The sequence below is a fragment of the Rhodococcus sp. 2G genome (assembly GCF_001886355.1).
Taxonomy (GTDB): Bacteria; Actinomycetota; Actinomycetes; order Mycobacteriales; family Mycobacteriaceae; genus Rhodococcus; species Rhodococcus pyridinivorans.
Genome location: NZ_CP018063.1, coordinates 1,868,026 through 1,891,838 on the forward strand (window position 1 = coordinate 1,868,026; position 23,813 = coordinate 1,891,838).

Consider the following 23,813-nt stretch of genomic DNA (forward strand, 5'->3'; position numbering starts at 1 on the left):
TCAAACCGATCCGCGGCGGGCCAGTCGCCCGGCGGTGAAGGCGTCGACGTCGACCTCGTCGAGGGAGGTCACCACCAGATCGGCGCCCGCGTCCTCGAGGTCGGCGGCGTCGTCGAAACGGGCGACACCGAGCGCCCACATGCCGCCGGCCTTCGCCGCCCGGATCCCGCTGATCGCGTCCTCGACGACCACGCACGCCTGGGCGGTCACCCCGAGTTCGTCGGCGGCGGTGAGGAACAGTTCCGGGTCGGGTTTGCCGTGGGCGACCGGGCGGCCGGACAGATCCGCGTCGAACCGGTCGAGCAGCGTCTCGCCAGGACGGTCGTGGGCGGGGACCGCCCGCAGGAACAGCCCGGCATTCTTCGACGAGGACGCCGCGGCCACCGCGATCCCCGCCGCCTGCACGGCCGCGACGAAGCGCACCCCGTCCTCGTAGGCGCGGAACCGGCGCTCGTCGATCAACCGCAGCAACCGGGCCTGCTTGCGCTCGGCGTAGTCCACCGCGCGGCGCTCGGCGTCGGGCACCGCGAAGTATTCGAGCGCGGCGCGGGCGCCGTCCATCCGCGGCCGACCCGACAGCACCTGCCGGTACACCGCCGCGGTGAACGCGTCGTCGGTCCAGGAGGTCTCGGGTTGCAGGTCGCGCCAGTCGCCGGTCATCAACTCCGCCAGCGCTTCCCGCCACGCCGTCTCGTGCGGTGAATCGACGAGCACCCCGTCGACGTCGAAGATCACCGCACGGAACCGCGACTGCGTCTCTGGCACGATGTCCTCCTCGCGGTCAGGCGGGGACGGCGGCGAGCCGGAACTCGTGCGACTCGCCGGCGCCGAGCTCGACGAGTTCGCCGTCCACCGCGACCTGCACCGGCACCCGGAAGCCCTCGGTCTCGGCGCGCACCGACAGCTTGTCGCCGTCGATCCGCACCCGCAGGGGAGTGCCGCGGTACCGCATGGAGAACGACACCCCGTCGAGGTGCGAGACGAGCTTGGGCCGGAAGACGAGCACGTCGCCGTACGCGCGGGCACCGACGTAGTAGCGCTGCACCAGATCGAGGGTGCCGCCCATGACCCCCATGTGGATGCCTTCCTTGGTGGTGCCGCCCTGCAGGTCGCTGACATCGCTCTCGAGCGCGAGCTTGAACCGCAGCCACGACGACTGCGGGTCGAAGGTGGCGAGCACACCGGCGAACGTCACGTGACTGAGCGTTGAGCCGTGCGAGGTGCGCTGGTCGTAGTAGTCGACGGTGCGGCGCACGAGGTCGCGATCGTAGGGATAACCGAGCTGCTCGAACACCTGGCGCAACTCGGCATCGTCGAACAGGAAGAACAGCATCACCGTGTCGGCCTGCTTGGCGACCTTGTAGGCATCCGGGTCGCGGCCCTCCGCCCGCAGGATGCGGTCCATCCGACCGATGTTGCCGTACTTGGTGCGGTAGTGCTCCCAGTCGAGTTCCTCGAGATCCTCGTAGCCCTCGAACTGGCTGATCACCCCGTCGTGGTAGGGCACGAACATTCTCCGGCTCATCTCCGACCAGGTCCGCAGTTCCTCGTCGGTGACGCGCAACCGGGCCCGCAGGGCCGTCCGTCGGCTCTTCGACAGCACCTCGAAGACGTCCAGGGCGCGCGCGGAGATCCACGCGACCATCACGTTCGTGTACGCGTTGTTGCGCAGACCGCCCTCGGTGGCTCCCGGATACCGTTCGTGGAACTCGTCCGGGCCCATCACCCCATGGATCTCGTAGCGGTCCCGCTCCGGGTTGTAGTGCGCGATCGACGCCCAGAACCGCGCGATCTCGAGCATCATCTCGGCGCCGTAGTCGGCCAGGAAGTCGACGTCGTCGGTGGCCTGGTAGTAGTGCCACACGTTGTAGAAGATCGCGGCGCTGACGTGACGCTGGTTCCGGCTCAAGTCCGGATCCCATTGCCCCGACATCGGATTGAGATGCACCGTCTGGGTCTCCTCCGTGCCGTCGCTGCCGCTCTGCCAGGGGAACATCGCGCCGCGGTAACCGGCCTCGCTCGCCGCGGCCTGCGCCTCGCCCAACCGGCGGTAACGGTAGAGGATCAGTCCCTTGGTGATCTCGGGGACCCGCATGTTCAGGAAGGGATAGACGAACATCTCGTCCCAGAACACGTGCCCGCGATAAGCCTCGCCGTTGAGTCCGCGCGCCGGCACTCCCGCGTCGAGGCGCGCGGTGTGCCGTGAGCAGACCTGCAGCACGTGCGAGACGTGCAGGCGCAGCAGCAACTGCGCGCGCGGCTCCCGCGGCAGCCGTATGTCGCAGATGTCCCACAACTCGTCCCAGGCCGCGACGTGCTCGTCGTACGCCTCGGTGAAATCCGGATAGCGCAACACGTGCCGGCCCGCGGAGGCGAGGGGCTCGGTGATCGCGTCGTCGCGGGAGGTGAACATCGCCACCATCTTCTCGATGCGCACCGTCGAGCCCTCGGCGATGTCGAAGGAGAGGACCTGCTGGATGTAGTCCTCCATCTGGTACAGATCGCGGTCGACGAGCATCGCCCCGCACGAGCCCTCCCGGAACACCCGGGTGCGGGCGGCCTGGGCGATGTAGGTGTCGGACTGGCGGATCTGCACCTTCAGCGCGATCGTCTCGGGGCCGTAGGTGCGCGGCGAGACCGGATCGAGGTGCCGTGCCTCGAGATCGCGGTAGCGGGCCACGGCGCGGTTGGAGACCCGGCCGTCGAGGGCGGTGACGATCTCGACCCGCCCCGACCAGTTCTCCGGGGTCAGCGACCATTCGAGCGCGCCCTGGTTCGGATGCTCCATGCTCACGAACCGCCTGCTGCGCAGCGACGTCTCGCGGCCGTGCCGATCCCGGAACCGCAGTTCGCGGACCACGGTGGCGGTGCGGATGTCGTAGACGTGCCGGTAGTCGAGGATCTCCACCTGTGCCAGGCGGATCGCCTCGCCGCCGTCGATGCGCAGCTTCAGCACGAGCCAGTTCGGGAGGTTGACCAGATCCTCGTTCAGGACCGGGCTGCCACCCATGATGGTGGTCTCGCGGTTGTAGCAACGATGCGCGTAGGTCCCCGGATAATGGACCTCGCCCATGTCTTCCCACTCGGCGGTGCCGCGTGAACAGAAGTAGCCGTTGCCCGTCGAGGTCAGGGCTTCGCGCAGGGGTTCGTCGTCTGGATCGAAACCGTCGTAGTCGAGGGTGAACTCCGGGTCGTACACGCGAACCTCCTGGCGGGTCGTACTCGACACGAACTGTCCGGCGGTGCTGTCACCCGGCGGCGCTGTCATCTACCCAGGGCCGACAGGAAACGTTCGACGTCGTCGACCGACGCGAGGACGAACTCGGCGTCGGTGCGGCGTCCGGCCATCTCCGGGTCGTCGGGGCTGCCGACGAGGATCCCGATGCCGCGACCCCGCAACGCCCGGAAGGCGTCCTCGTCGGTGATGTCGTCGCCGAGATAGAGCGGCACGACGTCGTCGGAGGCGAGATCGAGGACCTCGATCAGGTGCAGGACCGCCTTGCCTTTGTTCCAGTTCACGGCCGGTTTGAGTTCGTAGACCATCTTTCCCGGCACCACGGCGAGCCGGTCGGGGTTCTCCTGCAACAGCGTCTCGACGATCGCACCCACCCGGTCGTGCACCTCGGGGGAGGCCTGCCGGTAGTGCACGGCAACCGACGCGCGCTTCGGTTCGATGCCGACACCGTCGAGACCGTCCAGGCGGGTGCGCAGGGTCTCGGTGGTCTCGGTGATCAGATCGGTGAAGTCGGTGAGGACGTCGTGGGCGATCTGCCCGTGGGTGGGGCTCCAGATGTCGAAACCGTGGCTGCCGGCGACGACGAGATCGTCGACCCCCATGAGCTGCTGGACGACGTCGCGGTCGCGGCCGGTGACGATGCACACCGACACGCGGTCGGCGAGTTCACGGACGGTGCGGCGCATGGCATCCGACCACACCGCGTCCTCGGGACGGGCGACGATCGGGGTGAGCACACCGTCGTAGTCGAGGAAGACCGCGGGCCGGCGGCCCGCGAGACGATCGGACAGAGCGGCGCCGTCGAGTGCCGACGGTAGGTCCTCCACGGTGCGCGGCGCGGTCATCTGATCGGTACTCCTGTCGTCGCGGCGACCCGTCATGGTTCGCACCGTACACAAAGATCGAAAGGCTCGGCCGTGGATCCGGGGAGGGGGATCGGCCGGATGCAGCGGTCAGCGGACCGGGCGTCGCCAGTGCTCGTCCGCGGTGAGCCGGGAGCGGACGTGTTCGGCGGCATCGTCGTTGCGGAACGGGCCGGTCAGCAGGTCGGCGTAGACGTGTGAGACGGCGGCATGGCGCAGTCCGCTGCGACGGTCCATCCGTTCGAAGACCACCGGCGACCAGGGGATCGCCACCACGACGTCGCCGCCGTGCTCGACCGGGCGCAGGCCGAGACTGTCGGCGAAGTCGTCGGGGTCGTCGGCGTAGACCTCGAGCAGCGTCGGGGCCGCGTAGTCGGTGGCGCCGACGCCGGTGAGCGCGTAGGGGATGTCGATGCGTTCGGCCAGTCGCGCGCGGGTCGCGGTGACGCCCTCGGGGGCGGTGAACCGGCGGACCGCGCACACCTTCCGCTCGGCGGCCCAGGCCCGCAGCATCGGTTCCCAGCGCACCTCGACGATCGGGCCGCGCGGGACCCGGCGCACGAGCTCACGTTCGGCGAGCACCTCGACGACGCGGTAGGTCGCGCCGGTGGACGCGCCGGACAGCTTGATCAGTTCCGGGACGGAGATCTCCCCGACGTGATCGGCGAGTGCGCGCACCACGCGGTCGGACGGTTCGCCGGTGAGCACCCCGGACGGGCGGCCCGGGCCGCGCCACGGGTCGGCGTCGGCGCCGCGGTCGCGGACCCACACCGCCGGGCGGTCGGCGACGAGCGAGAGGTTGCCGGTCGCGTCGGCGTAGGAGATGCCGTGCCGGTCGAGCTGGCGGCGCACCGGATCGGACAGATAGTGGGCGCACACGAAGCCGCGGTCGGAGTCGGACAGGTCGGCGGCGATGCGCGCGACGTCGCCGGAGAGCACACCTCGGGAGGCGACCACGGAGAAGGACACGGTGTCGCCGTCGGGGGCGGAGACGAGCATCCGGGTGGGTGCCTCGGGGGAGCGGGGGCGGTCGCTCGACAGCGACCAGCCGAGCGGCAGGCACGCCTCGAGTCGGGCGGTGGCGCGACGGTAGATGTCGATGTACCGCTCGGGGCGGGGACCGATGGTGTTCTCGGGGGCGGGAGCCGACTGTGTCACATCCACCACCGTAGTCACTCTGTGCATGACGGAAAAGAGAAATAATCGAAATCCCACAGTGCGGAACAGCCCCTCTCCCGCACCGCAAACTATGACGCGGCATACGCTAGTTTCGTGACCATGACCGACATCACCGGGCGCATCGCGTTCGTTCAGGCGACCTGGCACCGCACCATCGTCGACCAGGCACGTACAGGCTTCACCGAGGAGATCACCCGCCTCGGCGTCTCGCAGGACGCCCTGGACTTCTTCGAGGTCCCCGGCGCCTTCGAGATCCCGCTGCACGCCAAGCGACTGGCGAAGACCGGGCGCTACGACGCGATCGTCGCGGCCGGGCTGGTCGTCGACGGCGGCATCTACCGGCACGACTTCGTCGCCACCGCGGTGATCGACGGCCTGATGCGCGTCCAGCTCGACACCGATGTGCCGGTCTTCTCCGTCGTGCTCACCCCGCACAACTTCCACGAGCACGACGAGCACGTCGAGTACTTCACGCGGCACTTCGTCAAGAAGGGCGCCGAGGCGGCTCGCGCCGTCGACGCCACGGTGCGCTCGCTGCGCGCGCTGCCGACCGGAGACTGAGCCCCGGTCGGCAGCGCGCGTCGGATCAGCGTGCGCTGCCGGAGGGATTCTTCGCCGCCGAGTCCTCGCCGGCCGCTGCCTGGTTCGGAGCCTCGGTGCGCCGACGGTAGGCCGCCCGCGCGGTCTCGTCGGTGTTCAGTGCCAGCGACTGCAGACCGAATGCCGCGGTGATGCGGTGACGGGTCGCTTCCGGCACCGCCTTCCGCGCTCCGAGGATCGCGCCCGCCGTGCGGGGCACGTACCGCAGGCCGGGGACGAGCCGTCGCGATCACCTGCACGATCGCGACGGCGACCTCGTCCGGGCCGACCATGGCGTGCTCGGTCGCGGAGTACACCGTGAGGCCGGGGGCGCCTTCGATGCCCACGACGGAGCCGAGATTGACGATGTGTCCGTAGCCCTGTTCGGTGAACCGCGCCGCGGCCGGCTTCGAACCGAGGATCACACCGCGGACGTTGATGTCGATCTGCCGGTCGATGACCGTGTCGGTCTCCTCGAGGAACGCGCCGGTGGGCATGATGCCGGCGTTGTTGACGAGCACGTCGATCCCGCCGAACTCCATGTGGGCCAGGCTGAGGAATTCGTCGAAGGATCCTCGGTCGGTGACGTCCAGAGGCCACCGGAACACCGTGGTGCCGAAGCGCGCATCGATCCGGGCGGCGGTGCACGGGATCTTCGGTTACGCCCTGATGAGCTGTGCGACGGTGCGCGACGGCATCGAGGTGGGCACCCGTTTCTTCGATTGCGGGGCTTCCTGCTGGAGCGCGACGTCGACGCATGCGGTGGTAGTGGACGCGCGGGCGTTGGACCGGCCCATGCCGACCGCGAGCCCGGAGGCCGCCGCCGTACTGCTGCGGGAGTGCGCGGAACTGCTGCAGCGCAGACAGAACCACGGCGAGCTCGGCGCCCGCGTGCGGGAAGTGCTGCTGCGCCGGGCCGCGGAGGGCCCCACGCAGGACCAGGTGGCCGCGGAGCTGGGGTCGAGTGTGCGCACCCTCCGGCGGCAGCTGGGGGAGGAGGGGGCCTCGTACCGGGCGATCGTGGCCGAGACGCTGGGGGACGATGGCGGGGGAGCTGCTGGATGCGGGCCTGCCGGTGGAGAAGGTGGCGCACTGTCTGGGCTACGCCGATGCGTCGAGCTCCTCGGTGGCGTTCCAGCGGTGGACCGGCCGGACGCCGGGTGGGCGAGGACGGGAGAGACGCTCGGTCTGAGGCGACTGCGGGACCGGTTCGAGAGCTTTGGAGATATTCTGAACGATACGGAAACCATAGAAAACCAGAACCCATCCTCCTTCAGGACCTACTCACCACACAGCGCGGCACCAGCTACCAACCACCAAACCTGCCAGGAAAACGTCGGTGTCAGCGGCTCGATGCCTCAGGGCGTCGAGTCATGGCCAGGGGAACGAGCACACCGAGCAGCGCGGCAGGCAGCAGGAACGCGAGGACCGGGTCGGCGCCGTACACCGGCGTCAGCAGGAGAGGGGAGAAGGCCGCACCGCCGAAGCGGAAGGCCTGCACGACGGACACCGCGCCACCGCGGTTGCCGCCCGGCCCACCGAGCACCGCGGCGTTGACCCCGACGAGGATGAACTGCGAAGCGATACCTGCCAGGAACCACGCGACGCCGAGCACGACGAGCCACGGGACGGTACCGACGACCACGACCAGCGCTGCGCCGCTCACCGCGCCGATGAGCACGATCGCGCGGGCACCGACGCGGTCGATGAGCATCCCGACCGGCCGGGAACTGAGGATGCCGGCGAGTCCGAACACGGTGAGTACCACGCCGCGTTCGGACGGGGACAACCCGAAGTCGTCCTCGACCCGGAAGGCGAGGAGGAATCCGAGTCCGCCGAGCGCACCCCAACCGAGCAATGCGACCAGCCCGATACGCAGGACGCGCGGGGTCAGCGCGTCGCGCAGTCGGACCCGAGTGGTACCGGACGGGTCGTCGCGCACCCATTCGGGCAGGCCGGCGAGCGCCAGGAGCAGCGCGGCGCCGGCAAGCACGACGAACGCCCATCTCCAGCTCACCTCGGCGGCGAGACCGCCGATCAGTGGGGCGACGGTTTGGCCGGCGGCCTGCATCGCCCCGAACAATCCGAGAGCGCGGCCGAGCCTGTCCTTCGGGGTGATAACGGCCAGCGCCGCGAGCAGCAGCGGAGTGGTGAACGCGTTGGCCGCGCCCTGCAGCATGCGGGTGCCGATGAGCACCGAGAAGGTCGGCGCCAGCGCCGCGGCGATCGAGACCGCCGCGTAGACGAGATAGGCGGTGCGCACGGTGCGGACGCGTCCCCACCGTGCGCCGAGCGTGCCGGAGAACAGCATCGCGGCGGCGAACACACCGAGATAGGCGGTGACCGTCGTCGCGGCTGTGCCGGTGGACACACCGGTGTCGGCGCCGATCTCCGGCAGCATCGACACGACGACACTGCCGCCGAAGGGACCGAGGAAGCCGCCCGCGTACAGCGCCGTGCGCTGCAGCGGTTCGCGCAGATCCCTCACTTGTTGAAGCCGCCGGGGCCCCGTCGCCGCAGATAGCGTTCGAACTCGGCGGCGAGGGCGTCGCCGTCGATCTTGGCGATGACCTCGGAGATGTCCTCCTCGGCCTCGGCGTCGCCGCGCTCCTCGAGGGTGCGCACGTACTCGGCGATCTCCTCGTCGTCCTCGATCATGTCGGTGACGGTCTGTTCCCACTCCTCGGCGAGGAGGGGGAGTTCGCCAAGGGGCACCTCGAGGTCGAGGACGTCCTCGACGCGGCGCAGCAGCGCCACGGTGGCCTTGGGGTTCGGCGGGTTGGACACATAGTGGGGGATCGCCGCCCAGAACGACACCGCGGGGATGCCCGCGCGGACGAAGGCGTCCTGCAGCACGCCGGTGATCCCGGTGGGTCCTTCGTAGCGGGAGGTCTGCAGCTTGAAGCGTTCGGCGGCCTCGGAGCTGTAGGCGGTGCCGGTCACCGGGACCGGGCGGGTGTGCGGGGTGTCGGCGAGTAGTGCGCCGAGCAGGACGACGGTGTGGACCTCGAACTCGTCGACGAGTTCGATGATGGCGTCGCAGAAGCTGCGCCAGCGCATGCTCGGCTCGATGCCGTGCAGGAGGACGATGTCGCGGTCGCTGCCGGGCGGGGAGCACAGCGACAGCCGGGTGGTGGGCCAGTCGATCTCGCGGGTGACCCCGTCGACGAGCCGCACCTGCGGCCGGTTGACCTGGTAGTCGTAGTACTCCTCGGAGTCCAGCTCCGCGAACGGCTCGGCGTCCCAGATCAACTCGAGGTGTTCGACGGCGCCGCTGGCGGCGTCGCCGGCGTCGTTCCACCCTTCGAAGGCGGCGACGAGCACCGGATCGCGCAGGACGGGGACGTCCTGGTCCGGGGTCTCGGGAAACTCTGGTGTACTCACTCGTCCAGCCTACGACCCGGCCCGATCCGGGCGCCCACTAGTCTGAAGGGCATGTCCACCCCACTTCATTCTGTCCTGCTCGATGCGCTGAGCCAGCGCGTTGTCATCGGAGACGGGGCGATGGGCACCATGTTGCAGGCCGCGGATCTGTCGCTCGACGACTTCCGCGGTTTGGAGGGGTGCAACGAGATCCTCAACGAATCTCGTCCCGATGTGATCCGGGGGATCCACCGGGCGTACTTCGAGGCCGGCGCCGATGTCGTCTCGACGAACACCTTCGGCTGCAACCTGCCCAACCTCGCCGACTACGACATCGCCGACCGCATCCGTGAGCTGTCCGAGCTCGGTACCCGCCTCGCCCGCGAGGTCGCCGACGAGATGGGTCCCGGCGCCGACGGCATGGCCCGGATGGTGATCGGGTCGATGGGTCCGGGTACGAAGCTGCCCACCCTCGGCCACGCGCCGTTCGCTGCGCTGCGCGACGCCTACGGTGAGGCGGCGCTGGGCATGCTCGACGGTGGTGCCGACGCGATCCTGGTGGAGACCTGTCAGGACCTGTTGCAGGCGAAGGCCGCGATCATCGGTAGCAAGCGGGCGATGGAGCAGGCCGGTCGCCGGATCCCGATCGTTACCCACGTGACAGTGGAGACCACCGGCACGATGCTGCTCGGTTCCGAGATCGGTGCCGCGCTGACCGCCCTCGAGCCGCTCGGCATCGACCTGATCGGGTTGAACTGCGCGACCGGTCCGGCGGAGATGAGCGAGCACCTGCGGTATCTGTCGCAGCACGCGACGATCCCGGTGTCGGTGATGCCGAATGCGGGTCTGCCGGTGCTGGGCGCGAACGGCGCCGAGTACCCGCTGCAGCCGGAGGAGCTCGCCGAGGCCCTGGCAGGTTTCGTCTCCGAGTACGGGTTGACCTTCGTCGGTGGCTGCTGCGGCACCACCCCCGAGCACATCCGGCAGGTTGCGGCGGCGGTGCGGGGGGTGCAGCCGGCGCCGCGCGCCGCGCAGCCGGAGCCGGGTGTGTCGTCGCTGTATACCTCGGTGCCGTTCGAGCAGGACGCGTCGATCCTGATGATCGGTGAGCGGACCAACACGAACGGGTCGAAGGCGTTCCGGGAGGCGATGCTCGCCGCGGACTGGCAGAAGTGCCTGGACATCGCGAAGGATCAGATCCGCGACGGTGCGCACATGCTTGATCTGAACGTCGACTATGTCGGGCGTGACGGGGCGGCGGACATGGCGGAGCTGGCGTCGCGGTTCGCGACGTCGTCGACGTTGCCGATCATGATCGACTCGACGGAGCCGGACGTGATCAAGGCGGGTCTCGAGCATCTCGGTGGTCGGTGTGCGGTGAACTCGGTGAACTACGAGGACGGCGACGGTCCGGGTTCGCGGTTCGAGCGGATCATGGAGCACGTCGTCGAGCACGGCGCGGCGGTGGTCGCGTTGACGATCGACGAGGAGGGCCAGGCCCGCACCGCCGAGCACAAGGTGCGCATCGCCGAGCGGTTGATCGCGGATCTGACCGGTCGGTGGGGGTTGTCGCCGCAGGACATCATCGTCGATGCGTTGACCTTCCCGATCTCGACGGGTCAGGAGGAGGTGCGGCGCGATGCGATCGAGACGATCGAGGCGATCCGCCGCCTCCACGAGACGCATCCGGAGGTGCACTTCACGCTGGGCATCTCGAATGTGTCGTTCGGTCTGAATCCGGCGGCGCGGCAGGTGTTGAACTCGGTGTTCCTGAACGAGTGCACCGCGGCGGGTCTGGATACGGCGATCGTGCACGCGTCGAAGATTCTGCCGATGGCGCGGATCCCGGAGGAACAGCGGCAGGTCGCGCTGGATCTGGTGTACGACCGGCGCAGCGAGGGTTACGACCCGCTGCAGAAGCTGATGGAGCTGTTCGAGGGGGTGTCGGCGGCGTCGGCACGCGAGTCGCGGGCGCAGGAGCTGGCGGCGTTGCCGCTGTTCGAGCGGCTCGAGCGGCGCATCGTCGACGGCGAGCGCAACGGTCTCGAGGACGATCTGACCGAGGCGATGAGGACCACCCCGCCGCTGGCGATCATCAACGACACGCTGCTGTCGGGCATGAAGACTGTCGGTGAGCTGTTCGGGTCGGGTCAGATGCAGTTGCCGTTCGTGCTGCAGTCCGCCGAAGTGATGAAGACCGCGGTGGCGTTCCTCGAGCCGCACATGGAGTCGACGGGCGACGAGGGCAAGGGCCGGATCGTGCTGGCGACGGTCAAGGGCGATGTGCACGACATCGGCAAGAACCTCGTGGACATCATCCTGTCGAACAACGGCTACGAGGTGGTCAACCTCGGCATCAAGCAGCCGATCGCGACGATCCTCGACGCGGCGGTGGACAAGCGCGCCGATGTGATCGGCATGTCGGGTCTGCTGGTGAAGTCGACGGTGGTGATGAAGGAGAACCTCGAGGAGCTCAACTCCCGCGGGGTCGCGGAGCAGTTCCCGGTGTTGCTCGGTGGTGCGGCGCTGACCCGCAGTTACGTCGAGAACGATCTGGCGGAGGTCTACGAGGGCAAGGTGTCCTACGCGCGCGATGCGTTCGAGGGTCTGTCGCTGATGGACCGGGTCATGGCCGAGAAGCGCGGTGAGGGTCCGGCGCCGGACAGTCCGGAGGCGATCGAGGCCGCCCGCAAGGCCGCCGAGCGCAAGGAGCGGCACGAGCGCAGCAAGCGGATCGCGGAGAAGCGCAAGGCCGCGGAAACGCCGGCGGAGATCCCCGAGCGCAGTGACGTCGCGAAGGATCTGCCGGTGCCGACGCCGCCGTTCTGGGGCACCCGGGTGATCAAGGGCATCCCGCTGGCCGACTATGCGGCGCTGGTCGACGAGCGTGCGCTGTTCCTGGGGCAGTGGGGCCTGCGCGGGCAGCGCGGTGGCGACGGCCCGAGCTACGAGGAGCTCGTGGAGACCGAGGGCCGGCCGCGGTTGCGGTACTGGCTGGACCGGTTGGCGACCGAGGGCATCCTGCAGCACGCGGCGGTGGTGTACGGCTACTTCCCGGCGGTGTCCGAGGGTGACGACGTGGTGGTGCTGACCGAGCCGCGCCCGGATGCTCCCGAGCGTTACCGGTTCACCTTCCCGCGGCAGCAGCGTTCGCGGTTCCTGTGCATCGCCGATTTCGTGCGGTCGCGGGAGGATGCGCTCGCGTCGGGCCAGGTGGATGTGTGGCCGTTCCAGTTGGTGACGATGGGGCAGCCGATCGCGGACTTCGCGAACGAGTTGTTCGCGTCGAATTCGTACCGCGACTATCTCGAGGTGCACGGCATCGGTGTGCAGCTGACCGAGGCGCTGGCCGAGTACTGGCATCGGCGGGTGCGGCAGGAGCTGGCGTTCGCCGAGGGCGGCACGGCCGCGGACGAGGATCCGGAGGAGGTCGCGGAGTACTTCAAGCTTGCCTACCGCGGTGCCCGGTTCGCGTTCGGTTACGGCGCGTGCCCGAATCTCGAGGACCGCATCAAACTGGTCGAGCTGCTCGAACCCGAGCGGATCGGGGTGGAGTTGTCGGAGGAGCTGCAGTTGCATCCCGAGCAGTCCACCGATGCGTTCGTGCTGCACCACCCGGAGGCGAAGTATTTCAATGTCTGATCGGGTGGAGGCGCCGCTCGCGGTGCAGACCGGTGCGCTGCGGGCGGTGCTGTGGGACATGGACGGCACCCTGCTCGAATCGGAACGCTTGTGGGACATCGGGATGCACGAGTTGTCGTTGCATCTCGGTGGGCCGATGAGCGACGAGACCCGCATCTCCACGATCGGGGGGCCGATGGATCTGGCGGTGCTGCGCACCTTCGCCGGGTTGGGTCTGGAACCGTCCCCGGACGAGGCGGCGGCTGCGGCGGCGTGGCTGACCGACTACATGGGCCGGTTGTTCGCCGACGGGCTCACGTGGCGGCCCGGCGCGCAGGCCGCGCTGCGCACCGTCCGCGAGGCGGGACTGGGGTCGGTGCTGGTGACCAACACCGAGCGGGCGTTGTGTGAGGTGGCCCTCGCGACCCTGGGCCGTGAGCATTTCGATCATTCGGTGTGTGGCGACGAGGTGCCGGCCGGCAAACCCGATCCGGCGCCCTACCGTCGGGCTGCGGAGTTGCTCGGTCTGGATCCGGCGCAGTGTCTGGCGGTGGAGGATTCTCCGACCGGGGCGGCCGCGGCGGATGCGGCCGGGTGCACGGTGCTGGTGGTGCCGTCACTGGTGGATGTGCCCGGCTCGGAGCGGCGGGTGTTCCGGTCCACGCTCGAGGGGTTGAGCGCCGAGGATCTGCACGAGCTGCACGGTGCGGGGGTGCCCTGAGGTGGCGGTCCCGAAGATCGTGCTGTTCTACAAGTTCACCCCGTTGCCCGACCCGGAGGCGATCCGGTTGTGGCAGCACACCCTCGCGTCGTCGTTGGGGTTGACCGGGCGGATTCTCATCTCGGAGCACGGCATCAACGGCACCGTCGGCGGTGACATCGCCGACGTGAAGAAGTACGTGCGTGGCTTGCGCGGTTATGCGGCCTTCAAGGACACCGATATCAAGTGGTCCGACGGCACCGGCGACGACTTTCCGCGGCTGTCGGTGAAGGTACGTCCGGAGATCGTGACGTTCGGGGTGCCCGACGAGGTGAAGGTCGACGAGAACGGCATCGTCGACGGCGGCACCCATCTGTCGCCGCACGGCGTGCACGAGCTGGTCGCCGAGCGCGGCGACGAGGTGGTGTTCTTCGACGGCCGCAACCGCTTCGAGGCGCAGATCGGCCGGTTCCGGGATGCGATCGTGCCGGATGTCGCCACGACCCGCGATTTCGTCGCCGAGCTCGACAGCGGACGCTACGACCATCTCAAGAACCGCCCGGTGGTCACCTACTGCACCGGTGGGGTGCGCTGTGAGGTGCTGTCGGCGTTGATGCGCAATCGCGGGTTCGAAGAGGTCTACCAGCTCGACGGTGGCATCGTCCGCTACGGCGAGACCTTCGGAGACGAGGGCCTGTGGGAGGGTTCGCTGTACGTCTTCGACGGGCGGATGAACGTCGAGTTCAGCGCCGAGGCGCCGGTGATCGGCCGCTGCACCCTGTGCGGGACGCCGACCTCGCGGTACCGGAATCATCCGGATCTCCACGGCCGGGAGTTGACTCTGGTGTGCGAGGGCTGCGTCCCGGACCTCGTGGAGGCGTAGACCGGTGCGTGCTGCACCGCTGCCGGTGCGCGACGGGCTCGGCCCCGACCGCATCCGGATGCCCGCCGATGTCGACGCGGCCACGATCGTCGAGTTCCTGCAGGCCGGCCACCCCGAGGAGGACTGGGCGGCGCACATGGGGGCGGGGGAGTTGGTCGACGAGCACGGCCGCCGCGTCGATGCGTGCACGCCGTATCAGCCGACGCGGTTCGTGTACTTCTACCGCGATCCGCCGCCGGAGGTGCCGGTGCCGTTCCCGGTGCGCGTGTTGCATCGGGAGGACGGTCTCGTGGTGGTGGACAAGCCGCATTTCCTGGCGACGATCCCGCGCGGAGCGCACATCCGCGAGTCGGTGGTGGTGCGGTTGCGGCGCGAGCTGGAGTTGCCGCATCTGGTGCCGGTGCACCGGCTCGACCGGATGACCGCCGGGGTGTTGCTGTGCACGACGGATCCGGCATGGCGGCGGCCCTATCAGGAGCTGTTCGAGCGTCAGCGGGTGCGCAAGGTGTACGAGGCGGTCGCCGGTTATCGGTCCGACCTGTCGTTCCCGCAGGTGGTGCGCACGCGGATCGTCAAGCGGCACGGGGAGCCGACGGCCGAGCAGTTCGCCGACGAACCGAATTCGGAGACGCGCATCGAGCTGGTCGAGCGGCGTGGGGAGCTGGCCCGTTACCGGTTGTTCCCGCGCACCGGTCGCACCCACCAGCTGCGGCTGCATCTGGCGTCGTTGGGGGTGCCGATCGTGGGGGACAACTTCTATCCGTGGTTCCGGCGGCGCGACGCGGACGATTTCACCGATCCGCTGCGGTTGCTGGCGCGGTCGCTGGAGTTCACCGATCCGATCAGCGGGGTGGAGCGGCGGTTCGTCAGCGGGCGGGAACTCGAGTTCTGAGCGAGGGTTGGTGTCCTGGCTGTGGGGCCGGTGGCGGGGCATGAAACAATCGACCCCTGTGAAGACCTTCGATTCCCTGTTCGCCGAGCTGTCCGAACGCGCCGCGACCCGCCCCGAGGGCTCCGGCACCGTCGCCGCCCTGGACGCCGGCGTGCATTTCCAGGGCAAGAAGGTACTCGAAGAGGCCGGTGAGGTGTGGATCGCCGCCGAGTACCAGTCCGACGAGGAACTGTCCGAGGAGATTTCGCAGCTGCTGTACTGGGTGCAGGTGCTGATGGTGGGGCGGGGTCTGAAGCTCGAGGACGTCTACAAGCATCTGTGACGGCCGGTGGCCCGCTGTGCCGGTGCCGCCGTCCGTGCCCCCTGTAGATCCCTTCCTCGCTTCTGCTTGTCGTTCGAAAGGACCCAATCCGTCATGCTGCGCGTCGCAGTCCCCAACAAAGGTTCGCTGTCCGAGTCCGCCGCCGAGATCCTGCAGGAGGCCGGCTACCGTCGGCGCACCGACTCGCGGGATCTGACGGTCATCGACCCGGTCAACGACGTCGAGTTCTTCTTCCTGCGGCCGAAGGACATCGCGATCTACGTCGGTTCCGGCGAGCTGGATCTGGGGATCACCGGCCGCGACCTGGCGATGGATTCGGGGGCTCCGGTCACCGAGCGGTTGTCGCTGGGCTTCGGGTCCTCGCGTTTCCGGTACGCCGCGCCGAAGGGCCGCGACTGGTCGGTCGAGGATCTGCAGGGTCTGCGCATCGCCACCTCGTACGCGAATCTGGTGCGTCGTGATCTCGCCGCCCGCGGCATCGAGGCCGAGGTGATCCGGCTCGACGGTGCGGTGGAGATCTCCATCCAGCTCGGGGTCGCCGACGCGATCGCCGATGTGGTCGGCTCGGGCCGGACGTTGCGGCAGCACGATCTCGTAGCCTTCGGCGAGTCGTTGTGCGATTCGGAGGGTGTGCTGATCGAGCGGGAGGATTCGGATCGCTCGGATCGGGCCCGCAACCAGCTGATCGCCCGTCTCGAGGGTGTGGTCTTCGCGCAGCAGTACGTGATGATCGATTACGACTGCCCGAAGCACCTGCTCGAGCAGGCCGTGCAGGTCACGCCCGGTCTCGAGTCGCCGACGATCTCGCCGTTGGCGAACGAGAATTCGGTGGCGGTGCGGGCGATGGTGCCGCGCAAGGGCCACAACGCGGTGATGGACCGGCTCGCCGAGATCGGTGCCCGCGCGATCCTCGCGTCGAACATCCGCTCGTGCCGGGCGATGCGCGCCCCCGAATAGACGCGCACCGATCCCGACATCTTCCGGTGCGGTCCCGCTGATCAGCGGGACCGCACCTGCACGTTCTGGGCGATGCGGCCGAGCGCGCCGGTCTCGTCGTAGAGCAGACCGGCGGTCATGCCGACCCCGTCGGGTCCGACGGACATCTCCGCGGCGATCCCCACCCAGTCCTGTTCGCGGAACTCGGGGGCGCGGAACAGGTGCACGGTCAGTTCGGTGTTGAGGAAGGTGTACTCGCGGGGGTCGAGTTTGGATCCGACACCGTTGGCGACGTCGGCGACGCTCATCAACCGGTCGAGCCCGCTGGGGGTTTCGCCTTCCACGAGGGCGATCTCGCTGCGCACCCACGCCGACGACAGGCCGGGAGCGCCGAAGGGGACGATGATGCGCCATTCGACGGTGTCGATGTAGCCGCCCTTCCAGAAGGCGTGCGGGGCGGTGGCTTCGAAGTGGTCGGGGGCGGGCAGCGGGGTTTCGGAGGTCCGCGCGACCTGCGGCAGGTCGATGGTTTCGAGGCGCCAGCCGGTGCCGCGCGCCACCGGGCGGTCGGTGCCGTCGGGGGCGGTGGCCCACAATTCGGCGACGACCAGTTCGATGCGGCGACCGGGTCGTTCGATGTGGGTGCGCACCTCGAGGTCGGTGAGGGGGACGGGGCCGAGCAGTTCGACGGTGAGCCGGCTCAGGCGGGTGTCGGGGCGGGGCCGGTGCCGGTCGATGGCGCGGGCGAGCAGCGCCGAGGGTGGGGCGCCGTGCTGCAGGTGCGGTCCCCAGGTGCTGACGGTGTGTTCGGTGGGGCGGAACACCGCGATCTCGACGTCGTCGACCGGGCCGGTGGGGGTGGTCGGCCGGGGGACCGGCACGTAGTAGGCGGCGTCGCTCACTCGGGATTCTCCTGCTGCTCGATGCGGTGGGGCGCGCCCGGTGTCGATTGCGTCGCAACGCCGTCGGCGGGATACGGCGGTGGGGTACCGCCGAACGCCGGGCACAATGCCCGATGATCGCACCACCGGCAGCCGGGACCGGGATTGGGGCGGAAGTCGCCGCTGGCGCGCAACTGCCGGATCGTCGCCCACATCGCCCGCACGATCCGTTCGAAGCGGCGCAGTTCCTCGGGGTCGGGCCGGTAGTGCAGCACCTGACCGTCGCCGAGATACAGCAGCCGCAGCGAGGCCGGGACGATGCCGCGTTGCCGCCACACGATCAGCGCGTAGAACTTCAGCTGGAACAGCGCCGCCCGCTCGCCGCGCGGGGACGGGGCGCGGCCGGTCTTGTAGTCGACGACATGCACCGCACCGGTGGCGTCGACATCGAGGCGGTCGATGATGCCGCGCAGCGGGACGTCGCCGTCGAGGGTGGTCTCCACCCGCAGTTCGCAGCCGTCGGCGGTGACCGCGGTGGGGTCCTCGACGGTGAAGTAGGTGTCCAGCAGCGCGGCGGCCTCGGCGAGGAACCCCGCGTCGTCGGTGTCCACGCCCAGATCGGGGGTGGCGGCGAGGACCCGGGCCAGGGCGTCGGGCAGCAGGGTCTGCGCGGAGGTGGCGGTGCGGGCCGGTCCGTCGAGGCCGAACAACGCTTCGAGGGCGGCGTGCACGACGGTGCCGCGTGCCTGGGCGCGGGTCGGGGGTGCGGTGAGCCGGTCGACGGCCTTGAAGCGGTAGAGCAGCGGGCAGCGGGTGAAGTCGGCGGCCCGGGAGGGGGACAGGGCGACCGGCCGCGTCGTGTCGGTGGGGGGTGTGGGCGCAGCTGTGGTCACACCTGGCAGGCTAGGACGCGGGTCCGACACGGTGCCGGACCCGCGTGCCCGATCCCGGGTGCGGGGCTGGAACGAAGGTGGACACGGCGATGGCGGTAGGCGGACTCGGGCGCAGCGGACCCTTCCAGGTGGGGGACCGGGTGCAGTTGACCGACGCCAAGGGCCGCAAGTACACCGTGGTGCTCGAACCGGGCAAGGAGTTCCACACCCATCGCGGCGGGATCCTGCACGACGATCTGATCGGCACCGACGAGGGTGTGGTGGTCACCTCCACCAACGGCACCCCCTATCTGGCGTTGCGTCCGCTGCTCGTCGACTATGTGATGTCGATGCCGCGCGGTGCGCAGGTGATCTACCCGAAGGACGCCGCGCAGATCGTGCAGGAGGGCGACATCTTTCCCGGCGCGACGGTGCTCGAGGCCGGCGCCGGTTCCGGCGCGCTGACGTGTTCGCTGCTGCGCGCCGTCGGCGAGAGCGGCCGGGTGATCTCCTACGAGGTGCGCGAGGACCATCTCGAATACGCCGAGCGCAATGTCGACACCTTCTTCGGGCAGCGCCCGGCGAACTGGACGACGGTGCTCGGCGATCTGGCGGACTACGACGTCGAGAAGTACGGCCGCGTCGACCGGGTGGTGCTGGACATGCTCGCCCCCTGGGATGTGCTCGAGACGGTGAAGAAGGCGCTGGTGCCCGGCGGGGTACTCATCGTCTATGTGGCGACGACGACGCAGCTGTCGCGGGTGGTCGAGGCGATGCGGGAGCAGACCTGCTGGACCGAGCCGCGTTCGTGGGAGTCGATGGTGCGCGGCTGGCACGTGGTGGGGCTGGCGGTGCGGCCGGAGCATCGGATGCAGGGGCACACGGCGTTCCTGGTCAGTGCCCGGCGCCTGCAGGACGGGGTGGAGACCCCGAAGCCGCAGCGCCGGCCCAGCAAGGGCTGAGCCGACGCCGACCCGCAGGGGTTATTCGCAGCTGAGCGTGCCCGCGGCCAGGATCGAGCAGGCGCTCTCGTCGGCGATGACCCAGGTGCCGTCGATCTGCTCGAAGGTCAGCGGCATCGGGGCGCCGCCGTGCGGGCCGGCGACCTCGGTGGTCGCGGTGACGGTGTCGGCGTCGACCGTGGTGATCTCGCCGACGGTGCCGGTGAGCGGGTAACCGGCGAGCACACCGGTGAACTGATCGAGCACGGCGGTGCGCGCGGCGCCGTGCTCCACGACCGCGGCACGGTCCTCGGTGGTGGCGGCCGGGTCGAAGAACACGTCGATCTGTTCCTGCAGTTGCTCGACGGTGACCGCGGCGGTCACGGTGGTGCTGGTGGTCGTCGTTGCGCTGGTCGTGGCAGCGGTGTCGTCGCCGGCGTCGTCGGAGCTGCAGCCGGTCAGGGCGGTGAGGGCGGCGATCGCGGTGGCGGCGCAGAGTGTGCGAACTGGACGTGGGGTCACGGAGGAGTACCTTTCGAGAGAAACGGTCGACGCACGATATTTAGGGGAGCCTAACAGCGTGCCGGAGGTGCGGCGCCACGGCGTGCCCCACGCGCGACACATGTTCGGAACACGACTGTTTCGTGTCCTCCCCCATGTGGGGCGATGTCCCGGTAGCGTGGAATGACCGACAGTGGAGGGAGTCGCTATGAGCTCGTCAGAGAAGCCGGATGCGGTTGCGGCGGCACGCGAAATCGAAGAGTTGCGCGCAGAGGTGGCGACCTTGCGTCGTCGGCTCGGCGAACCGTCCGATCAGGTACGCGACCTCGAAGCCCGGCTCGAGTCCCTCACGGTCCGCAACGGCAAACTGCTCGAGACCCTCAAGGATGCGCGCCAGCAGCTGATCACGCTGCGCGAGGAGGTCGACCGGCTGGCCCAGCCGCCGAGCGGCTATGGGGTGCTGCTCGAGACGTTCGACGATCAGACCGTCGACGTGTTCACCTCGGGCCGCAAGATGCGGGTCGCGGTGTCCCCGAATCTCGAACTCGACACCTTCCGGCCCGGTCAGACGGTGCGGCTGAACGAGGCGTTGACCGTCGTGGAGGTCGGTGGTTTCGAACGCGTCGGCGAGATCACCACCCTGCGGGAGGTGCTCGACGACGGCACCCGCGCGCTGGTGGTCGGGCACGCCGACGAGGAACGCATCGTGTGGCTGGCCGCCCCGCTCGCCGCGGCCGCCGCCGACGACAAGACCGATCTGCTCGTCGACGACGAGAACTCGTTCACGCTGCGCCCCGGTGATTCGTTGCTGGTCGACAGCAAGGCCGGCTACGCCTTCGAACGGATCCCCAAGGCCGAGGTCGAGGATCTCGTGCTCGAGGAGGTCCCGGACGTCGGCTACAGCGACATCGGCGGTCTGGGCCGGCAGATCGAGCAGATCCGCGACGCGGTGGAGCTGCCCTTCCTGCACAAGGACCTGTTCCGCGAGTACTCGCTGCGCCCGCCGAAGGGTGTGCTGCTGTACGGACCGCCCGGTTGCGGTAAGACCCTGATCGCGAAGGCGGTCGCGAACTCGCTGGCGAAGAAGATCGCCGAGGCCCGCGGGGACGATTCGAAGGAAGCGAAGTCGTTCTTCCTGAACATCAAGGGCCCGGAGCTGCTGAACAAGTTCGTCGGTGAGACCGAACGGCACATCCGGTTGATCTTCCAGCGGGCCCGGGAGAAGGCGTCCGAGGGCACCCCGGTGATCGTGTTCTTCGACGAGATGGATTCGATCTTCCGCACCCGCGGTTCCGGTGTGTCCTCCGATGTGGAGACCACGGTGGTGCCGCAGCTGCTCGCCGAGATCGACGGTGTCGAAGGGCTCGAGAACGTCATCGTCATCGGCGCGTCGAACCGTGAGGACATGATCGACCCGGCGATCCTGCGGCCCGGCCGCCTCGACGTGAAGATCAAGATCGAGCGTCCGGACGCGGAGGCCGCGCAGGACATCTTCTCGAAGTACCTGACCGAGAGCCTGCCGGTGCACGCAGACGATCTCGCCGAGTTCGGCGGCGATCGGGTCGCGTGCGTGCGGGCGATGATCGAGCGGGTCGTCGAGCGGATGTACGCCGAGTCCGAGGACAACCGGTTCCTCGAGGTCACCTACGCCAACGGCGACAAGGAGGTCCTGTACTTCAAGGACTTCAACTCCGGCGCGATGATCCAGAACATCGTCGACCGGGCGAAGAAGTATGCGATCAAGTCGGTGCTCGAGACCGGGGCGCCCGGTCTGCGGGTGCAGCACCTGCTCGATTCGATCGTCGACGAGTTCGCCGAGAACGAGGACCTGCCCAACACCACGAATCCGGACGACTGGGCCCGGATCTCGGGGAAGAAGGGCGAGCGGATCGTGTACATCCGCACCCTGGTCACCGGCAAGAACGCCAGCGCGAGCCGCGCGATCGACACCGAGTCGAACACCGGCCAGTACCTGTAGGAATCGACCCCGCGACAATCGATCCGCGACGGCCGGGCCTTCCCTCCTCCGGAAGGTCCGGCCGTCGTGGCCTATCCAGGGTGAGGACCGACCGTGCCGTTGCCGCGCACCCTGGCCCGGTTCAACAAGATCGTCACCAACCGGGTCACCACCCCGTTCGCGCAGCTGCTGCCGGGCACCGCGGTGGTCGAGCATCGCGGGCGCCACTCGGGCCGGGTGTTCCGCACCCCGGTGCTGCTGTTCACCGTCGGTGACGATCTGCGGATCGCGTTGACCTACGGCGCCGACACCGATTGGGTGCGCAACGTGTGCGCCGCCGGCGAGGCGGTGGTGCACACCCGGGGCAGGGCGATCCCGGCGCGCGACCCGCGGCTCGGGACCGATCCGCAGGCGAGCTGGGCGCCGCTGCCGGTGCGGGTGGCGCTGCAGGCGATCGGGGCGCACGGCTATCTGGACTGCACCCCGCAGCCGCACCGCTGACCGGTGGCGGGGCTGGTCACGACCGTGAGCGTCCGGATCGCCTAGGCTCGAGGGCATGCAGCGGATCATCGGTATCGAGGTCGAGTACGGGATTTCCTCACCCAACGAGCCATCGGCGAACCCGATCCTGACCTCCACGCAGGCGGTGCTGGCCTACGCGGCCGCCGAGGGGGTGCCGCGCGCCCGCCGCACCCGCTGGGACTACGAGGTCGAATCGCCCCTGCGCGACGCGCGGGGCTTCGATCTGGGGCGGTTCAACGGCCCGGCCCCGGTCATCGACGCCGACGAGGTCGGTGCCGCGAACATGATCCTCACCAACGGGGCGCGCCTGTACGTCGACCACGCCCACCCCGAATACTCCGCCCCGGAGGTCGCCGACCCCCTCGACGCGGTGATCTGGGACAAGGCCGGGGAACGGGTGATGGAGGCCGCCGCCCGGCACGCGTCGAGTGTGCCCGGCGCGCCGCGACTGCAGCTGTACAAGAACAATGTCGACGGCAAGGGCGCCTCCTACGGCACCCACGAGAACTACCTGATGGACCGCGAGACCCCGTTCTCCGCGGTGGTCGCGGGCCTGACCCCGTTCTTCGTCTCCCGGCAGGTCATCACCGGCTCCGGCCGGGTCGGGATCGGCCAGTCCGGTGACGAGCCCGGTTTCCAGCTCTCGCAGCGCGCCGACTACATCGAGGTCGAGGTCGGCCTCGAGACCACCCTCAAGCGCGGCATCATCAACACCCGCGACGAGCCGCACGCCGACGCCGACAAGTACCGGCGCCTGCACGTGATCATCGGCGATGCGAATCTGGCGGAGATGTCCACCTACCTCAAGGTCGGCACCACCGCGCTGGTGCTCGACCTGATCGAGGCCGGCATCGACCTGTCGGATCTGCAGCTCGCCCGCCCGGTCACCGCGGTGCACCACATCAGCCACGACCCGTCGCTGCGCAAGACCGTCGCGCTCGCCGACGGCCGGGAGCTGACAGGTCTGGCGCTGCAGCGGATCTACCACGAGCGGGTCGCGAAGTTCCACGACGGCACCGAGGACAAGCGGATCCTCGACATCCTCGACAAGTGGGCGATGGTGCTCGATCTGCTCGAACGCGACCCGATGGAATGCGCCGACCTGCTGGACTGGCCCGCGAAGCTGCGGCTGCTCGAGGGCTTCCGCAACCGCGAGGGACTGTCCTGGTCGGCGCCGCGCCTGCACATGGTCGACCTGCAGTACTCGGATGTGCGCCTGGACAAGGGCCTGTACAACCGCCTCGTGGCCCGCGGGTCGATGCAGCGGCTGGTGTCCGAGCAGCAGGTCCTCGATGCGGTGCACACCCCGCCTTCGGACACCCGCGCCTACTTCCGCGGTGAGTGCCTGCGCCGTTTCGGTGCCGATATCGCGGCGGCGAGCTGGGATTCGGTGATCTTCGATCTCGGTCGCGAATCGTTGGTGCGCATCCCGACGCTCGAGCCGCTGCGTGGCAGCCGCGCGCATGTCGGGGAGCTGCTCGAGACTGCGCAGTCGGCGGCGGAACTGGTCGATCAGCTCACTCACTGACCGCCCCTCCCGGCGGAGGGCGGTGGCCGGATCACAGG

Annotated in this window: 22 protein-coding genes and 1 pseudogene; 11 read left to right on the plus strand and 12 right to left on the minus strand. The window is 69.1% G+C overall.

Annotated elements, in window-relative coordinates; all coding sequences use genetic code 11:
* From BO226_RS08790 to BO226_RS08805, 4 genes are all read right to left on the minus strand, one after another.
* Nucleotides 1-765, minus strand: coding sequence for an HAD family hydrolase (locus BO226_RS08790; RefSeq protein ID WP_071935026.1), 765 nt, complete (start codon nucleotides 763-765; stop codon nucleotides 1-3).
* A gap of 16 nt (nucleotides 766-781) precedes the next feature.
* Nucleotides 782-3,268, minus strand: a complete 2,487-nt coding sequence (locus BO226_RS08795; RefSeq protein ID WP_071935027.1) for a glycoside hydrolase family 65 protein — start codon at nucleotides 3,266-3,268, stop codon at nucleotides 782-784.
* The gene (gene otsB, locus BO226_RS08800) at nucleotides 3,265-4,116 is read right to left on the minus strand and encodes a trehalose-phosphatase (protein WP_232238093.1); all 852 of its coding nucleotides are present in this window, start codon (nucleotides 4,114-4,116) and stop codon (nucleotides 3,265-3,267) included. Before otsB ends, BO226_RS08795 begins: the two co-directional genes overlap by 4 nt.
* A gap of 72 nt (nucleotides 4,117-4,188) precedes the next feature.
* On the minus strand, nucleotides 4,189-5,256 hold the full coding sequence (locus BO226_RS08805) for a hypothetical protein (protein WP_071936393.1): 1,068 nt from the start codon (nucleotides 5,254-5,256) through the stop codon (nucleotides 4,189-4,191).
* 120 nt (nucleotides 5,257-5,376) lie between these two features.
* Between BO226_RS08805 and BO226_RS08810 the strand changes: the two genes are divergently transcribed.
* Nucleotides 5,377-5,838 carry a 6,7-dimethyl-8-ribityllumazine synthase gene (locus BO226_RS08810; RefSeq protein WP_006552156.1) on the plus strand — a complete coding sequence of 154 codons (462 nt, stop codon included), beginning with the start codon at nucleotides 5,377-5,379 and terminating at the stop codon, nucleotides 5,836-5,838.
* Between the two features lie 25 nt (nucleotides 5,839-5,863).
* On the opposite strand, the gene BO226_RS26985 is transcribed toward BO226_RS08810, so the two are convergent.
* The 5 genes and pseudogenes from BO226_RS26985 to BO226_RS08830 all read right to left on the minus strand — a co-directional run bounded on the left by BO226_RS26985 (nucleotide 5,864) and on the right by BO226_RS08830 (nucleotide 9,240).
* The gene (locus BO226_RS26985; protein WP_156895155.1) at nucleotides 5,864-6,076 is read right to left on the minus strand and encodes a hypothetical protein; all 213 of its coding nucleotides are present in this window, start codon (nucleotides 6,074-6,076) and stop codon (nucleotides 5,864-5,866) included.
* Between the two features lie 124 nt (nucleotides 6,077-6,200).
* A pseudogene (locus BO226_RS26990) lies at nucleotides 6,201-6,464 on the minus strand (SDR family NAD(P)-dependent oxidoreductase); the annotation flags it as partial.
* A gap of 51 nt (nucleotides 6,465-6,515) precedes the next feature.
* Nucleotides 6,516-6,830 carry a hypothetical protein gene (locus BO226_RS08820; RefSeq protein ID WP_071935029.1) on the minus strand — a complete coding sequence of 105 codons (315 nt, stop codon included), beginning with the start codon at nucleotides 6,828-6,830 and terminating at the stop codon, nucleotides 6,516-6,518.
* Nucleotides 6,831-7,198: 368 nt separating this feature from the next.
* Nucleotides 7,199-8,344: an MFS transporter gene (locus BO226_RS08825; protein ID WP_071935030.1), complete on the minus strand. Its 1,146-nt coding sequence runs from the start codon at nucleotides 8,342-8,344 to the stop codon at nucleotides 7,199-7,201.
* Nucleotides 8,341-9,240, minus strand: coding sequence for a PAC2 family protein (locus BO226_RS08830; protein WP_006552160.1), 900 nt, complete (start codon nucleotides 9,238-9,240; stop codon nucleotides 8,341-8,343). The genes BO226_RS08825 and BO226_RS08830 overlap by 4 nt, the downstream gene beginning before the upstream one ends.
* A 51-nt stretch (nucleotides 9,241-9,291) precedes the next feature.
* Between BO226_RS08830 and metH the strand changes: the two genes are divergently transcribed.
* The 6 genes from metH to hisG all read left to right on the plus strand — a co-directional run bounded on the left by metH (nucleotide 9,292) and on the right by hisG (nucleotide 16,594).
* Nucleotides 9,292-12,861: a methionine synthase gene (gene metH, locus BO226_RS08835; RefSeq protein ID WP_033098342.1), complete on the plus strand. Its 3,570-nt coding sequence runs from the start codon at nucleotides 9,292-9,294 to the stop codon at nucleotides 12,859-12,861.
* Nucleotides 12,854-13,561, plus strand: a complete 708-nt coding sequence (locus tag BO226_RS08840) for an HAD family hydrolase (RefSeq protein WP_071935031.1) — start codon at nucleotides 12,854-12,856, stop codon at nucleotides 13,559-13,561. Before metH ends, BO226_RS08840 begins: the two co-directional genes overlap by 8 nt.
* A gap of 1 nt (nucleotide 13,562) precedes the next feature.
* The gene (gene trhO / locus BO226_RS08845; RefSeq protein WP_019289517.1) at nucleotides 13,563-14,423 is read left to right on the plus strand and encodes an oxygen-dependent tRNA uridine(34) hydroxylase TrhO; all 861 of its coding nucleotides are present in this window, start codon (nucleotides 13,563-13,565) and stop codon (nucleotides 14,421-14,423) included.
* A 4-nt stretch (nucleotides 14,424-14,427) separates the two neighbouring features.
* On the plus strand, nucleotides 14,428-15,315 hold the full coding sequence (locus BO226_RS08850) for a pseudouridine synthase (RefSeq protein ID WP_019289518.1): 888 nt from the start codon (nucleotides 14,428-14,430) through the stop codon (nucleotides 15,313-15,315).
* 40 nt (nucleotides 15,316-15,355) lie between these two features.
* Nucleotides 15,356-15,637, plus strand: a complete 282-nt coding sequence (locus BO226_RS08855; RefSeq protein ID WP_170318512.1) for a phosphoribosyl-ATP diphosphatase — start codon at nucleotides 15,356-15,358, stop codon at nucleotides 15,635-15,637.
* A gap of 93 nt (nucleotides 15,638-15,730) precedes the next feature.
* A complete protein-coding gene (gene hisG / locus BO226_RS08860) occupies nucleotides 15,731-16,594 on the plus strand; it encodes an ATP phosphoribosyltransferase (RefSeq protein WP_006552165.1) in 864 nt (287 codons plus the stop codon).
* A 41-nt stretch (nucleotides 16,595-16,635) separates the two neighbouring features.
* Here hisG and BO226_RS08865 read toward each other — a convergent pair whose 3' ends face one another.
* On the minus strand, nucleotides 16,636-17,475 hold the full coding sequence (locus BO226_RS08865; protein WP_071935032.1) for a thioesterase family protein: 840 nt from the start codon (nucleotides 17,473-17,475) through the stop codon (nucleotides 16,636-16,638).
* Entirely contained in the window at nucleotides 17,472-18,347 is an 876-nt protein-coding gene (locus tag BO226_RS08870; protein WP_071935033.1) for a RecB family exonuclease, read from the minus strand. The genes BO226_RS08865 and BO226_RS08870 overlap by 4 nt, the downstream gene beginning before the upstream one ends.
* An 89-nt stretch (nucleotides 18,348-18,436) precedes the next feature.
* Between BO226_RS08870 and BO226_RS08875 the strand changes: the two genes are divergently transcribed.
* Entirely contained in the window at nucleotides 18,437-19,288 is an 852-nt protein-coding gene (locus tag BO226_RS08875) for a tRNA (adenine-N1)-methyltransferase (protein ID WP_019289521.1), read from the plus strand.
* 21 nt (nucleotides 19,289-19,309) lie between these two features.
* Here the strand turns inward: BO226_RS08875 and BO226_RS08880 are convergent, their stop codons facing one another.
* Complete coding sequence (locus BO226_RS08880; RefSeq protein ID WP_024101037.1) at nucleotides 19,310-19,789, minus strand: hypothetical protein; 480 nt, start codon at nucleotides 19,787-19,789, stop codon at nucleotides 19,310-19,312.
* A gap of 187 nt (nucleotides 19,790-19,976) precedes the next feature.
* Here BO226_RS08880 and arc point away from each other — a divergent pair, with 187 nt between their 5' ends.
* The 3 genes from arc to dop all read left to right on the plus strand — a co-directional run bounded on the left by arc (nucleotide 19,977) and on the right by dop (nucleotide 23,775).
* Entirely contained in the window at nucleotides 19,977-21,746 is a 1,770-nt protein-coding gene (gene arc, locus BO226_RS08885; protein WP_024101038.1) for a proteasome ATPase, read from the plus strand.
* 93 nt (nucleotides 21,747-21,839) lie between these two features.
* Entirely contained in the window at nucleotides 21,840-22,226 is a 387-nt protein-coding gene (locus BO226_RS08890; RefSeq protein ID WP_071935034.1) for a nitroreductase family deazaflavin-dependent oxidoreductase, read from the plus strand.
* Between the two features lie 55 nt (nucleotides 22,227-22,281).
* Nucleotides 22,282-23,775 carry a depupylase/deamidase Dop gene (dop, locus tag BO226_RS08895; RefSeq protein WP_006552172.1) on the plus strand — a complete coding sequence of 498 codons (1,494 nt, stop codon included), beginning with the start codon at nucleotides 22,282-22,284 and terminating at the stop codon, nucleotides 23,773-23,775.
* Nucleotides 23,776-23,813: the final 38 nt, after the last annotated feature.

Coding starts and splice junctions, on each gene's coding strand:
- BO226_RS08795 (WP_071935027.1), bottom strand. CDS start 3,268: ATGACAGCGCCGCCGGGTGACAGCACCGCCGGACAGTTCGTGTCGAGT.
- otsB (WP_232238093.1), bottom strand. CDS start 4,116: ATGACGGGTCGCCGCGACGACAGGAGTACCGATCAGATGACCGCGCCG.
- BO226_RS08810 (WP_006552156.1), top strand. CDS start 5,377: ATGACCGACATCACCGGGCGCATCGCGTTCGTTCAGGCGACCTGGCAC.
- metH (WP_033098342.1), top strand. CDS start 9,292: ATGTCCACCCCACTTCATTCTGTCCTGCTCGATGCGCTGAGCCAGCGC.
- BO226_RS08840 (WP_071935031.1), top strand. CDS start 12,854: ATGTCTGATCGGGTGGAGGCGCCGCTCGCGGTGCAGACCGGTGCGCTG.
- BO226_RS08855 (WP_170318512.1), top strand. CDS start 15,356: ATGAAACAATCGACCCCTGTGAAGACCTTCGATTCCCTGTTCGCCGAG.
- hisG (WP_006552165.1), top strand. CDS start 15,731: ATGCTGCGCGTCGCAGTCCCCAACAAAGGTTCGCTGTCCGAGTCCGCC.
- BO226_RS08875 (WP_019289521.1), top strand. CDS start 18,437: ATGGCGGTAGGCGGACTCGGGCGCAGCGGACCCTTCCAGGTGGGGGAC.
- arc (WP_024101038.1), top strand. CDS start 19,977: ATGAGCTCGTCAGAGAAGCCGGATGCGGTTGCGGCGGCACGCGAAATC.
- dop (WP_006552172.1), top strand. CDS start 22,282: ATGCAGCGGATCATCGGTATCGAGGTCGAGTACGGGATTTCCTCACCC.